The organism is Limnohabitans lacus (genome assembly GCF_030053395.1).
Taxonomy (GTDB): Bacteria; Pseudomonadota; Gammaproteobacteria; order Burkholderiales; family Burkholderiaceae_C; genus Limnohabitans_A; species Limnohabitans_A lacus.
This window is the reverse complement of record NZ_JASGBH010000011.1, coordinates 1-14,889: the sequence shown is the minus strand read 5'-3', so window position 1 is coordinate 14,889 and position 14,889 is coordinate 1. Positions and strand designations below refer to the sequence as shown.

Here is a 14,889-nt window from a genome sequence, read left to right as displayed (position 1 = left end):
CCACTAAAAAGAACACTCAAACCATGTTTGCAGTTCGAAACACCACCCCCCAACAACTCCGCGACGCGCTTGCGGACAACGTCCGCCATTACCGTGCATTGAAGGTCCCCCCGCCTGAAAAACCACTGTCGCAAGAAAGATGCGCATGGGCCGCAGGCATCGATCGGACCATGATGAGCAAGATCGAAAGGGCCAAGACCAATCCCAGCCTCGACACCTTGCTCAAATTGGCCAACTACCTCAATGTGAGTGTGGCCGATTTGCTGGCTGAACGCACACCACCCCTTACAGGTCGTAAAAAATGACCTCGATGGATACCGTCTCTGGCGCGCAGTTGTACATCCGATTTTTGAAGTTGGTGCAAGGTGTGCAAATCAGCCCCAACGGCAAAGACCTGACCCCGCCCGAGATGCATTTGCTGGAAGACGTGGCGCTGCGCCACTTTGAAGCCCGCCCCTACACCGTGAGCGAGGCACTGGCACTGCAACACCAGGGCTCACCAGCCACCTTGCACAAACGGCTCAAGCGCTTGCGCGATTGGGGCTTGCTCAGGTTCGAGCAGCACCCTTCGGACCACCGCACCAAATACCTGGCGGCCACCCCTTTGACCATCGCCCATTTCGAACGCATGAGCGATGCGATGGCACTGGCTTTGAAAAGCTGAGCGCAGCGCTGGCACTGCGCTCGGAGGGTTTCAATACACCGGTTGGTGCTGCTTCAAGCTGGCAAGCACATCGGCTGTCAACGCAAAACCCGCCCCATACAACGCCGCCAATTCAGCACACCGCTTGGCAAACGCATCCACCCCTTGGCCGTAGATGAACTGCAGCGCCCCACCCGTCCAGGCCGGAAAGCCAATGCCGAAGATGGAGCCGATGTTGCCGTCGTGCACCGAAGTCAGCACGCCCTCTTGCAGGCAGCGGGCGGTCTCCACGGCTTGGCGGTACAGCAGACGGTCTTTGATGTCTTGCGGGTTGTAGGCCACATCCGCTTTTTCAAAGCGGGTTTTGAGTTCGGGCCACAGCACTTTTTTCTGCCCTGCGGGGTAGTCGTAAAAACCACCGCCTGCGGCGCGGCCGGGGCGCTTGAGCTCTTTGACCATGCGCTCGACCAGCAACTCGCCGGGTGTGGCGGTGTGGGTTTTGCCTTCTTTGGCGAAGTCTTCGCGGGTTTGGTCCAGCACATGCACCGACAACGACAGCGCCGTTTCGTCCAGCACGGCCAGCGGGCCCACGGGCATGCCCACTTGCATGGCCAGGTTTTCGATCACGGGGGCGGGGATGCCCTCGCCCAGCATGGCCGCGCCTTCCATCACAAAGGTGCCAAAGGTGCGGCTGGTGTAAAAGCCGCGCGAGTCGTTCACCACAATCGGCAGCTTGCCCAGCGCCTGCACGTAGTCGTAGGCACGGGCGATGGTTTCGTCGTCGGTCTGTGCACCGCGAATGATCTCCACCAGCTGCATCTTGTCCACCGGGCTGAAGAAGTGGATGCCGACAAATTTATTCGCGTTGGCGCTGGCCGTGGCCAGGCCGCTGATGGGCAAGGTGGAGGTGTTGCTGGCAAAGAAACCACCTTCGGCGAGCATGGGCTCGGCCTCTTGCGTGACACGGGCTTTGAGTTCGCGGTTTTCAAACACGGCCTCGATGATCAGGTCGCAGCCCTTGAGGTCTGCGGCGCTGGCGGTGGGCTGGATGAGTGACAACAAAGCCGCTTGTTTGTCCGCCGCCATGCGGCCTTTGTCCACGCGTTTTTGCGTGAGCTTGTGGCTGTAGGCCTTGCCTTTTTCAGCGGCTTCCAAGCTCACGTCTTTGAGCACCGTGGCGATGCCCCGGCTGGCTTGTGAATACGCAATGCCCGAGCCCATCATGCCCGCGCCCAAGATGCCCACTTTTTGGGGCTTGTAGCGCGGTGCAGCTTTGGGGCGGCTTTGGCCACCCTTGATGCTGTTCATGTTGAAGAAGAAGGTGTTGATCATGTTGCGCGCCACCTGGCTGGTCATCAGACCTGCGAGGTAACGGCTTTCGATGCGCATGGCGGTGTCAAAGTCCACCATCGCGCCTTCGACCATGGCGGCCAGCGCCGCTTCGGGTGCTGGATAAAGGCCGCGTGTTTTTTGCTTGAGCACGGCCGGGGCCACACTCAGCATGCCCGCGATCTTGGGGTTGCTGGGCGTGCCGCCGGGCATTTTGTAGTCCTTGCGGTCCCACAGGTGTTGGGCCGCTTCGGGCTGGCCTTGGCTTGCAGCAATGTGCGCCAAAGCGCGGGGGCGCAACTCGTCGTCACTGGCCACGATCTCGTGCACCAGGCCCAACTCTTGTGCCTCTTCGGGGCCAAAGAGTTTGCTCTCCAGCACATAGGGCTGCGCGGCCAGCAAACCCAACTGGCGCGTCATTTTGGTGATGCCACCACCGCCAGGGATCAAACCCAGCGTGACTTCGGGCAAACCAAACTGCGTTTTGGGGTTGGCGGTGGCGATGCGGTGGTGGCCGATCAAGGCCACTTCCCAGCCGCCGCCCAGGGCCGAGCCATTGAGGCAGCTGACCACGGGCACGCCCAAGGTTTCAATGGTGCGGAAAGCCTTCTTGATGCCTTCGATGTCGGCAAAGACACGCGGGCCGTCTGAGGCTTGGGAGCGCATCACGCCCTTGAGGTCGGCCCCCGCAAAAAAGGTCGACTTGGCAGAGGCCAGGATGACGCCTTTCAATGCCGCCTTGTCTTTGGCCACTTGCTCGGCCGCCTGGGCCAGATCAGCCTGCCATTGCAGGCACATGGTGTTGACCGGCGAGCCCTGCTCGTCAAAGGTGATGGTGGCGATGCCGTCGGCCAGTTCGTAGCGCAGTGTTTTCAAAATCATGGTGCTGTCTCCCCGGTCAAACGCGTTCAACGATGGTGGCAATGCCCATGCCGCCGCCCACACACAAAGTGGCCAAGCCGTAGCGCAGCTTGCGGCGGTGCAGCTCGTCAATCAAGATGCCCAAAATCATCGCGCCCGTAGCCCCAAGCGGGTGGCCCATGGCGATCGCGCCACCGTTCACGTTCACTTTGTCGTGCGGCACACCCATCTCTTGCATGAACTTCATGGGCACAGCGGCAAAGGCTTCGTTCACTTCGAACAAATCGATCTGGTCAATCGTCAGACCCGCCTTGGCCAGCGCCTTGCGCGCGGCGGGCATGGGGCCTGTCAGCATGATGGTCGGGTCAGCCCCCGACAAGGCCACCGACACGATGCGGGCGCGAGGTGTGAGGCCGTGTGTTTTACCTGCGGCTTCCGAACCGATGAGCACCGCCGCCGCACCGTCCACAATGCCGGACGAGTTGCCCGCGTGGTGCACATGGTGGATGCGCTCGACCTGCGGGTAACGCTGCAAGGCCACCGCGTCAAAGCCCATGGCGCCCAGTTGCTCAAACGAGGCTTTGAGGCCGCCCAGTGTTTCCACTGTGGTGCCCGGCTTGATGAATTCGTCTTGCGCCAGGATGACCTGGCCCAGCTTGTCTTTGACCGGTACGACCGAGCGGTCAAAGTAGCCCGCCGCACGTGCGGCCGTGGCACGCTTTTGTGACTCCACCGCAAAGGCATCCACATCGTGACGGCTGAAACCGCTCATGGTGGCGATCAGGTCGGCGCCGATGCCTTGGGGCACAAACAGCGTGGCGCTGTTGGTCTCGGGGTCTTGTGCCCAAGCGCCGCCGTCCGAGCCAATCGGCACGCGGCTCATGCTTTCCAGGCCACCGGCCACGACCAGGTCCTCCCAGCCACTGCGCACCTTCATGGCCGCGGTGTTGACCGCCTCCAGACCCGAGGCGCAAAAGCGGTTGAGCTGCACGCCCGAGCAGCGCCAGTCCCAACCCGCCGCCAGCGCGGCTACTTTGGGGATGACCGAGCCTTGTTCGCCAATGGGCGAGACCACGCCCATGACCACATCGTCCACCGCAGCGGTGTCCAGGTCGTTGCGGCTTTGCAGTTCGCGCAGCACACCGCTCAGGAGGCTGATCGGTTTGACTTCGTGCAGGCTGCCGTCTTTTTTGCCCTTGCCACGCGGGGTGCGTATGGCGTCATAAACAAATGCTTCGCTCATGCTGTCTCCTGGGGGTCATCAGGGGGTTTGCCCTGTGTTGCGGGGGTTTTCAATCAGTATAGACTTTTACCAAGCAAACGCTTTGTATAAATCAAACCCTTCAGTCCAACAGGTGACAGCCATGATCGAACGCACGCTTTTCAACGCCGACCACGAAGCCTTCCGCGACAGCTTTCGCCGCTTCATGGACAAGGAAATCGCCCCCCACCACGACGCTTGGGAAGAGCAAGGCTATGTGGACCGCGCCGTCTGGAACAAGGCCGGTGACAACGGCTTTTTGTGCATGACCCTGCCCGAGGCCTATGGCGGCTCAGATGCCGACAAGCTGTATTCGGTGGTGCAGATGGAGGAACTCTCACGCGCTGGTTTCAGCGGCATTGGCTACGGCCTGCACAGCGAAATCGTCGCCCCTTACATCCTGCATTACGGCACCGAAGCGCAAAAACAAAAGTACCTGTCCAAGCTGGCCAGTGGCGAGATGGTGGGCGCGATCGCCATGAGCGAGCCGGCGGCGGGCTCCGACTTGCAGGGCGTCAAAACCACGGCGCTCTTGCAAGCAGACGGCACGTATTTGATCAACGGCAGCAAGACCTTCATCACCAACGGCTGGCACGCCGACTTGGTGATCTTGGTCGCCAAGACCGACCCGGCCGCAGGCGCCAAGGGCACTAGCTTGTTCCTTATTGAACGCGGCATGCCCGGCTTTGAAAAAGGCAAGCGCTTGAAAAAACTGGGCCTCAAAGCACAAGACACCTCCGAGCTGTTCTTTGACAACGTCAAGGTCAGCGCCGACCAACTGCTGGGCGGCACGACCATGCAGGGCAAGGGCTTTATTTGTCTGATGGAGCAGCTGCCTTGGGAGCGCCTGCAAATCGCCATTGGCGGCATTGCCGCTGCGCAAGGTGCGATCGACTGGACGGTGCAATACGTGAAAGACCGCAAGGTGTTTGGCCAAGCCGTGGGCAACTACCAAAACACCCGCTACACCTTGGCCGAATTGCAGACCGAGGTGCAGGTGGCCCGCGTGTTTGTGGACAAGTGCTCTGAACTGCTGCTGCAAGACAAGCTCGACACCGCCACGGCCAGCATGGCCAAGTACTGGTGCTCGGATTTGCAATGCAAGGTGATGGACGAATGCGTGCAACTGCACGGCGGCTATGGCTACATGTGGGAATACCCCATCACACGCGCCTATGCCGACGCCCGCGTGCAACGCATCTACGGCGGCACCAACGAGATCATGAAAGAAGTGATTTCGCGCAGCATGGGTTTGGCGGGGCGCTGAAACGCATGAGCGAACTGGCCGAACCCAAACGCGCACGTGGTCGCCCCAAAAAGACCGAGGGCGAGCGAGACGACGGCAACCGCCGCCAAGCGCTGATTTCGGCGGCGGCGCAGCTGTTCAAGCGCCAAGGTTACGACGCGACCAGCACCCGCGAGATCGCCACGCAAGTGGGCATGCAGTCGGGCTCGCCATTCTACCACTTTGGCAACAAACAAGACCTTTTGCTGGCCGTGATGGTCGAGGGCATGAAGCAAGCCATTGCGCGGCAAATGGCCGCCTGCGGGCAAGCCAGCCCCGGCCAGAGCGCCCGCGAGCGCCTGCGCCAACTGATCCGCCACCACTTCGATGTGCTGCTGGGCCCCGACAGCGATTTCATTCCGGTGATGCTCTACGAGTGGCGATCACTCGCCCCCGCGCAACGCAAAGCCATCACCGAACTCAAAGACGACTACGAGGCCGCCTGGATCCCGGTGCTGCAAGCCCTGCACGACGCGGGGCAACTGCAAGCACCGGTGGGCCTGGCGCGCTTGATGATTTTTGGTGCCCTCAACTGGTCGGTGCAGTGGTACGAACCTGCGCGCAAAAACAGCCGGGCCACACGCGCCTCGCTGGACGAGTTGACCGACACCGCCTTGCAACTTTTTTTACGAGACAAACCATGAGCCCATCGCCTGCAAGCACTTACCAATCGGTTTTCTCCCCCGGCTTGCTGGCAGGGCAAGTGATCGTGGTCACCGGTGGCGGCTCGGGCATTGGCCGCTGCACCGCACACGAGCTGGCCAGCCTGGGCGCACACGTCGTGCTGGTGGGCCGCAACCCCGACAAACTGACCGCCACAGCGCAAGAGATCACTGGCGACGGTGGCCAAGCGAGTTGGCACAGCTGCGACATCCGGCGCGAAGACGATGTCCAAGCCATGGTGGCGCAAATCGTGCAGCAGCACGGCCGCCTCCACGGCTTGGTCAACAACGCAGGCGGGCAATACATCTCACCCCTGGCCAGCACCAGCGCCAAAGGCTGGCAAGCGGTCATCGACACCAACTTGACGGGTGGCTTTTTGGTGGCGCGGGAATGCTTCAACCAGAGCATGAACACACACGGCGGCGCGGTGGTCAACATCGTGGCCGACATGTGGGGCTCCATGCCCGGCATGGGCCACAGCGGCGCCGCGCGGGCGGGCATGGTCAGCTTCACCGAAACGGCCGCGCTGGAATGGGCCGCAAAGGGCGTGCGCGTGAATGCCGTGGCCCCGGGCTACATCGCCAGCAGCGGCATGGACCACTACCCACCCGAAGCGGGAGACATGCTGCGCGAAATGCGCAACACGGTGCCGCAAGGCCGCTTTGGCACCGAAGCAGAGACTTCGGCGGCGATTGTGTTCTTGCTCTCGCCCGCTGCCAGCTTCATCAGCGGCACCGTGCTGCGTGTGGACGGTGCCCGCCCGCAAATGCGGATGGGCTGGCAACAAGGTGTGGCCAAGCCCGATGTGCAAACACGCGACGCCGTCAAAGCCTTTGACGGCTTTCACCGAGCCGTCACACCCAAGGTTTTCCAATGACTTTTGAATCCACCTGGAACCCGCACAGCCCTGTGGCCCAGCAGCGGCGAGAAGCGGCGCTGGCCCGCTTGGCGCAGTGGCAGGCCTTGCAAGAGCGGGCCGCGCAGGCCTCAGCCCAATCCAAACCCGTGTTCGACAAACGCGGGCAGTTGCTGCCGCGTGAGCGTGTGGCCTTGCTGCTGGACCCGGGTGCGCCCTTCTTGCCGCTGTGTGCGCTGGCAGGCTTCATGCAGGACACACCTGACCCAGCCAAGTCGGTGCCCGGCGGCGGCATGATCGCGGGCATCGGTTTCATCAACGGCGTGCGCTGCATGGTGGTGGCCAGCGACTCGGGCATCGAGGCCGGGGCCATTCAGGCGCGGGGCCTGGAAAAGATCTTGCGCGTGCAAGAGCTGGCCCTGGAAAACAAACTCCCTTTTGTGCACCTGGTCGAAAGCGCCGGGGCCAATTTGATGCAGTACAAGGTCGAAGGCTTTGTGCTGGGCGGCAGCCTGTTCCGCAACCTGGCCCGATTGTCGGCAGCAGGCCTGCCAGTGCTCACCGTGCAACACGGCTCGGGCACCGCAGGCGGGGCCTACATGCCGGGCCTGTCTGACACAGTGATCATGGTGCGTGGCCGCTCGCGGGCTTTTCTGGCGGGGCCGCCCCTGCTCAAAGCGGCCACCGGTGAAGTGGCCAGTGAAGAGGAACTGGGCGGGGCCGAGATGCACACCAGCGTGTCGGGCCTCGGTGAATACCTGTGCGAAGACGACCGCCACGCGCTGGGCACGGCTCGTGATGTGGTGGCGCGTTGGGACTGGACTGCGCGCACAGCGCAACGACAAGGCAAGCCCCCGCGCCTGGACGCCGAAGAGCTGCTGGGCCTGATGCCCGCCCACCACCGCGAACCGATCGACATGCGCGAAGTCATCTTGCGGCTGGTGGACGATTCGGATTTTCTGGAATTTAAACCATTGTTTGGCGCGGCCACGGTGTGTGCGCAAGCCCGCATCGGCGGGCATGCGGTAGGTATCATCAGCAACAACGGGCCGATCGACGTGGCCGGTGCCAACAAGGCCACACACTTCATCCAGTGGATGTGCCAGCTGGGCCACCCCATCGTTTACTTGCAAAACACCACCGGCTACATGGTGGGCAAAGACAGCGAACAAGGCGGCATGATCAAACACGGCTCCAAGATGATCCAGGCCGTGACCGGTGCAACCGTGCCGCAAATCACCATCCAGTGTGGGGCCTCGTTTGGCGCGGGCAACTACGGCATGTGCGGGCGCGGCTATGCACCGCGCTTTCTGTTCAGCTGGCCGGGTGCCAAGACCGCCGTGATGGGCGGCGAGCAAGCCGCACGCACCATGCAGATCGTGGCCGAGGCGGGCATGGCCCGCAAAGGCATCACACCCGACCCCGACAAGATGCAGGCCCAGTTCGACAAAATCGTGGCCCTGTTTGAAGCGCAAGCCGACGCTTTCTACACCAGCGGCCTGGTGCTGGACGACGGCGTGATCGACCCGCGTGACACCCGCAGCGTGCTGAGCTTTTGCCTCGACACCTGCAGCGAGGCCGCAGCCCGCCAGCCCCGCGCCATGCCCTTTGGCGTGGCCCGCATGTGAAACATCAACCCCTCGGAGACACACCATGCAATACACCCACGAGCACCGCGAGATCCAGAACACGCTCAAGCGTTTCATCGAGACCGAGATCAACCCCCATGTGGACGAGTGGGAGGCGGCCGAGATTTTCCCTGCGCATGAGGTCTTCAAGAAGATGGGCAACTTGGGCCTCTTGGGTCTGACCAAGCCCGAGGCCTATGGCGGCGCGGGCCTGGACTATTCCTACAGCATGGCCATGGCCGAGGCGCTGGGGCACATCGACTGTGGCGGCATCCCCATGGCCATTGGCGTGCAGACCGACATGGCCACACCCGCCTTGGCACGCTTTGGCAGCGACGAATTGCGCGCGCAATTTTTGGCCCCAGCCATTGCAGGCGACATGGTGGGCTGCATTGGCGTGAGCGAGCCCGGCGCGGGCAGCGATGTGGCAGGCATCAAAACCGTGGCGCGCAAGGACGGTGACGACTACGTGATCAGCGGTCAAAAAATGTGGATCACCAACAGCCTGCAGGCCGATTGGATGTGCATGCTGGTCAACACCGGCGAGGGGGCGATCCACAAAAACAAGAGCCTGGTCATGGTGCCCATGCGCGAAAACGGCAAGCTGCTGCCCGGCATCGAGGTGGGCAAGAAGATCAAAAAAATCGGCATGAACAGCAGCGACACCGGCCTGATTTATTTCGACGAAGTGCGGGTGCCGCAGCGCTACCGCATCGGCGCTGAAGGCCAAGGCTTCATCTACCAGATGCAGCAGTTCCAAGAAGAGCGCCTGTGGTGCGCGGCCAGCACGCTGCAGTCACTGACCAACTGCATCCAGTGGACGGTGGAGTGGGCGCAAGAGCGCAAGTTGTTTGGCAGCACGCTGGCCGACCAGCAGTGGGTGCAGTTCAAGCTGGCCGAACTCAAAGCCGAGGTGGAATGCCTGCGTGCCCTGACCTACCAGGCCTGCGAGCATTACATCGCTGGCGAAGACGTGACCGAATGGGCGACCATGGCCAAACTCAAAGCCGGACGACTGAACCGCACCGTGCCCGACACCTGCCTGCAGTTTTGGGGCGGCATGGGCTTCACTTGGGAGAACAAGGTCTCGCGCATGTACCGCGATGGCCGCTTGGCCTCGATCGGTGGCGGCGCGGACGAAGTCATGCTGGGCATCTTGTCCAAGATGATGGGCATTGCCAAGCGGCCCCAAAAATGAGCAGCACTTTATTGATCGAGCGCCAGGGCGCTGTCGAGACCTGGACGATGAACGACCCGGCCACGCGCAACGCCTTGAGCGATGCGGTGGTGGACGGCTTGATCCAAGCCTGTGCGCGGGCCGCACAAGACGCCTCGCTGCGGATTGTGGTGCTGACCGGTGCCGGCGGGGCCTTTTGTGCGGGCGGCAGTTTGGGCGGCTTTGCCAGCCTGATTGGCCAGCCCTTGCAAGACGGGCAAACCGACCCGCTGCTGGCCATGAACCGCCGCTTTGGGGACCTGCTGCACGCGCTGTGCGCCATGCCCCAACTGTTGGTGTGCCGGGTCGATGGTGCGGCCATGGGCGGCGGTTTTGGTTTGGTGTGCTGCGCCGACCATGTGGTGGCCACAGCCCGTTCGGTGCTGGGCACGCCCGAGGTCACACTGGGCTTGCCACCAGCGCAGATTGCGCCTTTTGTGTGGCAGCGCTTGGGCGAGAGCGCGGCGCGGCAATGCTTGCTGCAAGGCCTGAGCTACAGCGCCGCGCAAGCGATGCAAGTGGGCTTGGTGAACGAGGTCATCGATGAGGAAAACGATGCTGCGTGGGGAAAAACACTCACGCGCCTGATGCGCGCAGCACCCGGCGCGGTGGCCAGCACCAAACAACTGCTTCGGCAACTGCGTGGCCCTGTACCCGACCTGCGCGATGCCGCAGCCCAAGCGTTTGCCCAAGGCCTGCGCAGCGCCGAGGCCGCGCAGGGCCTGGCCGCGTTTGCGCGCAGGCAGCCTGCACCCTGGACACTTTCTGACAAGGAAAAGGCATGAACCCCCAGGTCTCTCGCCTGCTGATCGCCAACCGGGGCGAGATTGCCCGCCGCGTGATCCGCACCGCACAGCGCATGGGCATTGCAACGGTGGCAGTGTATTCAGACGCTGACCAGGGCGCCCTGCATGTGCACGAAGCCGATACCGCGGTGGCCCTGGGCGGCACGCTGTCGGCCGACTCCTATTTGCGCATCGAAAAGCTGCTGAAAGCGGCGCGCGACACGGGTGCCGATGCGGTGCACCCGGGTTATGGTTTTCTGAGCGAGAACGCCGAGTTCGCGCAAGCCGTGATCGACGCAGGCCTGACCTGGGTCGGGCCTCCACCCGAGGCCATCCGCGCCCTGGGCAGTAAGTCGGCCGCCAAAGCGCTGGCCCTGCGGCATGGCGTGCCTTGCCTGCCGGGCTACTTGGGTGCGGACCAAAGCGATGCCACCTTCACGGCACAAGCCAAGCAGCTGGGCCTGCCGCTGATGGTGAAAGCCGTGGCCGGGGGCGGCGGTCGCGGCATGCGCTTGGTGACCGACATGGCGCAGCTGCTGCCCGCGCTGCACAGTGCGCGGTCTGAAGCGCTGGCCGGGTTTGGCAACGGCGACTTGTTGGTGGAACGCGCCTTGCTCAGGCCCCGTCACATCGAGGTGCAGATCATGGCCGACAGCCACGGCCACTGCATCCACCTGGGTGAGCGCGATTGCTCGGTGCAGCGCCGTCACCAAAAAATCATCGAAGAATCACCCAGCCCGGCCGTGGATGCTGCGCTGCGCGAGCAGCTCGGGCAGGCCGCCGTGGCACTGGCCCAGTCAGCGGGCTATGTGGGCGCGGGGACGGTGGAGTTTTTGCTGGACGAAGCGCAAAGTGACAAGCCTTTTTATTTGATGGAGATGAACACACGGCTGCAGGTGGAACACCCGGTGACCGAGATGCTCACCGGGCTCGACTTGGTGGAGTGGCAACTGCGCATCGCACGTGGCGAGCCGCTGCCGCTGGCGCAAGCCGATGTGCGCTGTCAAGGCCACGCCATCGAGGTTCGGCTGTGCGCCGAAGACGAACACTTCACGCCACAAACCGGCACCGTGTTGGCCTTTGCAGCGCCTGAGGGTTTGCGCTTTGACCACGCCTTGCAGATGGGCAGCGTGGTCACGCCGCACTACGATTCGATGCTGGGCAAACTGATCGCCCACGCGCCCACACGCGCCGAAGCCATCGACCGCCTGTGCGCGGGCCTGAATCAGACCGCCGTGCTGGGCCTGCCCACCAACCGCGCTTTTTTGGCTGCGTGTATTCAGCACCCGATATTCCGCGCCGGTGATGCTTTGATTCCTTTCCTGGCCGAGCAGGTCGACACCGTGCGCGAGCGCTTGCATGCCAGCGCCGATGCACAGACCGTGGCCGCGCTCGCGGTGCTGTATGCCCAACACCCGCCCGCGCAGCACATGGCCAGCCCCTTTGCGCGTCCGGTGCGTTTGGGCTTTGCGGGCCAGGCCAACATTTGGCAAGCGGCGGTGCATGAACTTGGACAAGGTCAGGTGCGGGTGCACCAAGGCGATGACACATACACAGCACAGATCCAACATGCCCCCACCACAGACCAAAGTGGCTCGGTTCACCACGCGCTGCGGATCAACCTGAACGGTGAGCATTGGCAAGTGCAAGCAGCCCACACAGGCGGCACGCCTGAGCGTTGGCATGTGCAAGTGCAAGGCCCACACCACGCCGAGCTCTGGCTGAGCGACCAAAGCCACAGCGCCCCGGCCAGCGGCCCCAACGCACAAGCGGCCACAATGCTGCGGGCGCCCTTCAATGGCAAGCTCATCGCGCTGCATGTGCGTGAGGGGGACAGCGTCAAACAAGGTGACGCGCTGCTGGTCATCGAATCCATGAAGCTCGAACACACCCTGACCGCAGCACGCGACGCCGTGGTGCACTGCGTGCCGGTGTCGGCAGGCCAGCAAGTGGGCCCCGGACAGGTGCTGGTGCAATGGCAGGAGGCCACATGAACGACACTGATTTCACAAGCGAAGACCTGCAAAGCCTGCACACCACGGTCGAGCGTTTTGCCAAGCAGGCCATCGCGCCCCATGTGGCGGCTTGGGAAGAAGCCGGTCAATTTGACCGCTCGCTGTACACCCAAGCCGCGCAGCTGGGCTTGCTGGGCCTGGGCTACCCCGAACACCTGGGCGGCACGCCCGCGCCTTGGCGTGCGCGCAACCTGCTGTCACAAACACTGGCGCGCTACGGCGGCAGCGGTGGCGTGATGGCCAGCCTGTTCTCACACAACATCGGCTTGCCGCCCGTCATGGCGCATGGCAGTGACGCGTTGCAAGCCGAGGTGGTGCCGCCTGTGCTGCGCGGTGAGCGCATCGCGGCCTTGGCCATCACCGAACCGGGAGGCGGCTCGGACGTGGCCAGCTTGCGCACGACGGCGCGTGCCGACGGCGCCGACTATGTGATCGATGGCGAAAAGGTCTTCATCACCTCGGGCCTGCGTGCCGACTGGATCACGCTGGCCGTGCGCACCGATGCAGCCAGCAAGGGCGCGAGCGGCATCTCGATGGTCGTGGTGCCGGGTGACACGCCCGGCATCTCGCGCACGCGACTGCACAAAATGGGCTGGCACAGCTCGGACACGGCGCAGCTGCGCTTTGAGGGCGTGCGCGTGCCGCAGCGTTACCGCTTAGGCGACGAAGGCGCAGGCTTCAAGATGATCATGGGCAACTTCAACGGCGAGCGCCTGGCCATGTCGGCCATGGCCCTGGGTTTTTCGCAGGCTTGCTTTGACGAAGCATTGGATTGGTCACGCCAACGGCAGACCTTTGGCGCGGCCTTGGTCGAGCGCCAAGTGGTCCGCCACAAACTCATGGACATGCAAATGCGCATCTCGTCCACCCAAGCCTGGGTGGATGCCGTGACGCAGCAAGCCGATGCAGGGCAGACCGGTGCCGAGTGGGTGGCGCAAGTCTGTCTCTTGAAAAACCACGCCACCCAAACCATGCAGTTTTGCGCCGATGCGGCTGTGCAAATGCTGGGCGGTATGGGCTTCATGCGGGGCACCGTGAGCGAGCGGGTTTACCGCGAAGTCAAGGTGATGATGATTGGCGGCGGCGCCGAAGAGATCATGAAAGAGCTGGCGGCCAAACAAATGGGCATCTGAACTGGGTGGGATTTCCCCACCATTTGCTCTTATGTTGGCAGTGTCATCGAGAAGCCGCATTACAGATACGGGTCGTCCATTAAGTAGCTCGACACTCTGCAAACAGTTTCCGCACCTCACATTGCTTTGCAACCACCAGACAGGTCCTTTTTACAAGGCAAAAAGGGCATTTCCACGCAATAGAATTTAACGATTTTTTCAATTTTCTCCTTCGAAAATTGCAGGGTAGCATTTTCATGTGATTTTCAAATTCATTCTTTTGAAAAATAATAAATATAAGAAAAATAATTCACTGAAATTTGTGACTAACCCAGATTCTTATTCAGTCTTGCTTATTGATGATGATGCCTTCTTCCGAGCAACCATTGAACGCGTGCTGAGGAATTTGGACGGCATTTGGCAGCTCAACACTACGCCAGACGGATTGAGCGCATTGGCAGCCCTCAGCGAACAAGGACCGTGCATCAGCCTTGCACTGATAAACATCGATCTGCCAGACCTATCTGGTATTGAGCTGATCGCGGCGGCCAGTAGACACTTTCCCAACTTGCCAATCCTGGTGATCACCGGCGTTACCGATGAAGGGAAATTTCTATCCGCCATTCGAGCAGGTGCGCATGGTTACCTCACCAAGGGCATAGACGAGATCTTCCTTCAGGACTCGATCATTCAAGTGATGCAAGGTCAACACCCAGTCTGCTCATCACTTACAAGGCATCTATTTCGGCTGGCAGGGTCGCCGATAGCGGCAACTGATAGAAAAAAATCGAATCTGACGCCGCGTGAATTGGAGCTGCTGCGCTTACTCTCTATCGGAAACAGCTATGCAGCTTGCGCTGACCAGATGCGCATATCACTTTCCACCATACAAACACACATCCGGAACATGTACCGGAAGCTCAACGTTTCCAATCAGCGTCAAGCCATCGCAAAGTTCAATTCTTCGGAATGCTGAATTTTTAACAAACGCAAGTGATGCTCAAGATTTTTTCACTGCTGTCGAAACTGCTGCTACGCCCGATAAGAATGCATTGAGCCACTCACTTGTGAGTGCTTGCCGGAAAATTTGGATGGTTGCAGGAAGACTCTGATCCCTGATGGCCACCCAAATTCCCCCACTTATGGCCACCTCAAACTCCCCCACCTGAATTGATCGGGGACAGGGTCTCAACGCCGACACCGTCGGCACCTGTGGGCAGGACGCATGTTCCGGC

At 61.8% G+C, this 14,889-nt stretch carries 13 protein-coding genes; 11 read left to right on the top strand and 2 right to left on the bottom strand.

Annotated features, from left to right (window positions below):
* The first annotated feature begins 23 nt into the window (after positions 1–23).
* Positions 24–305, top strand: coding sequence for a helix-turn-helix domain-containing protein (locus QLQ16_RS13830; protein ID WP_283225252.1), 282 nt, complete (start codon positions 24–26; stop codon positions 303–305).
* Positions 306–310: 5 nt separating this feature from the next.
* Complete coding sequence (locus QLQ16_RS13825; protein ID WP_283225251.1) at positions 311–664, top strand: helix-turn-helix domain-containing protein; 354 nt, start codon at positions 311–313, stop codon at positions 662–664.
* 30 nt (positions 665–694) lie between these two features.
* Here QLQ16_RS13825 and QLQ16_RS13820 read toward each other — a convergent pair whose 3' ends face one another.
* Together QLQ16_RS13820 and QLQ16_RS13815 are read right to left on the bottom strand one after the other, a co-directional pair.
* A complete protein-coding gene (locus QLQ16_RS13820) occupies positions 695–2,848 on the bottom strand; it encodes a 3-hydroxyacyl-CoA dehydrogenase NAD-binding domain-containing protein (protein ID WP_283225346.1) in 2,154 nt (717 codons plus the stop codon).
* Between the two features lie 22 nt (positions 2,849–2,870).
* On the bottom strand, positions 2,871–4,076 hold the full coding sequence (locus QLQ16_RS13815) for an acetyl-CoA C-acetyltransferase (protein WP_283225250.1): 1,206 nt from the start codon (positions 4,074–4,076) through the stop codon (positions 2,871–2,873).
* Between the two features lie 121 nt (positions 4,077–4,197).
* Between QLQ16_RS13815 and QLQ16_RS13810 the strand changes: the two genes are divergently transcribed.
* From QLQ16_RS13810 to QLQ16_RS13770, 9 genes are all read left to right on the top strand, one after another.
* The gene (locus QLQ16_RS13810) at positions 4,198–5,361 is read left to right on the top strand and encodes an acyl-CoA dehydrogenase family protein (protein ID WP_283225249.1); all 1,164 of its coding nucleotides are present in this window, start codon (positions 4,198–4,200) and stop codon (positions 5,359–5,361) included.
* A 5-nt stretch (positions 5,362–5,366) separates the two neighbouring features.
* Positions 5,367–6,023 (top strand): TetR/AcrR family transcriptional regulator, encoded by a 657-nt coding sequence (locus tag QLQ16_RS13805; protein WP_283225248.1) that lies wholly within the window; start codon positions 5,367–5,369, stop codon positions 6,021–6,023.
* Complete coding sequence (locus QLQ16_RS13800) at positions 6,020–6,919, top strand: SDR family oxidoreductase (RefSeq protein WP_283225247.1); 900 nt, start codon at positions 6,020–6,022, stop codon at positions 6,917–6,919. Before QLQ16_RS13805 ends, QLQ16_RS13800 begins: the two co-directional genes overlap by 4 nt.
* Positions 6,916–8,526, top strand: coding sequence for an acyl-CoA carboxylase subunit beta (locus QLQ16_RS13795; RefSeq protein ID WP_283225246.1), 1,611 nt, complete (start codon positions 6,916–6,918; stop codon positions 8,524–8,526). Before QLQ16_RS13800 ends, QLQ16_RS13795 begins: the two co-directional genes overlap by 4 nt.
* A 25-nt stretch (positions 8,527–8,551) precedes the next feature.
* Positions 8,552–9,724 (top strand): acyl-CoA dehydrogenase family protein, encoded by a 1,173-nt coding sequence (locus tag QLQ16_RS13790; protein ID WP_283225245.1) that lies wholly within the window; start codon positions 8,552–8,554, stop codon positions 9,722–9,724.
* The gene (locus QLQ16_RS13785) at positions 9,721–10,527 is read left to right on the top strand and encodes an enoyl-CoA hydratase/isomerase family protein (protein ID WP_283225244.1); all 807 of its coding nucleotides are present in this window, start codon (positions 9,721–9,723) and stop codon (positions 10,525–10,527) included. Before QLQ16_RS13790 ends, QLQ16_RS13785 begins: the two co-directional genes overlap by 4 nt.
* On the top strand, positions 10,524–12,521 hold the full coding sequence (locus tag QLQ16_RS13780; protein WP_283225243.1) for an acetyl/propionyl/methylcrotonyl-CoA carboxylase subunit alpha: 1,998 nt from the start codon (positions 10,524–10,526) through the stop codon (positions 12,519–12,521). The genes QLQ16_RS13785 and QLQ16_RS13780 overlap by 4 nt, the downstream gene beginning before the upstream one ends.
* A complete protein-coding gene (locus QLQ16_RS13775) occupies positions 12,518–13,675 on the top strand; it encodes an acyl-CoA dehydrogenase family protein (RefSeq protein WP_283225242.1) in 1,158 nt (385 codons plus the stop codon). The genes QLQ16_RS13780 and QLQ16_RS13775 overlap by 4 nt, the downstream gene beginning before the upstream one ends.
* 238 nt (positions 13,676–13,913) lie before the next feature.
* The gene (locus QLQ16_RS13770; RefSeq protein WP_283225241.1) at positions 13,914–14,630 is read left to right on the top strand and encodes a response regulator; all 717 of its coding nucleotides are present in this window, start codon (positions 13,914–13,916) and stop codon (positions 14,628–14,630) included.
* Positions 14,631–14,889: the final 259 nt, after the last annotated feature.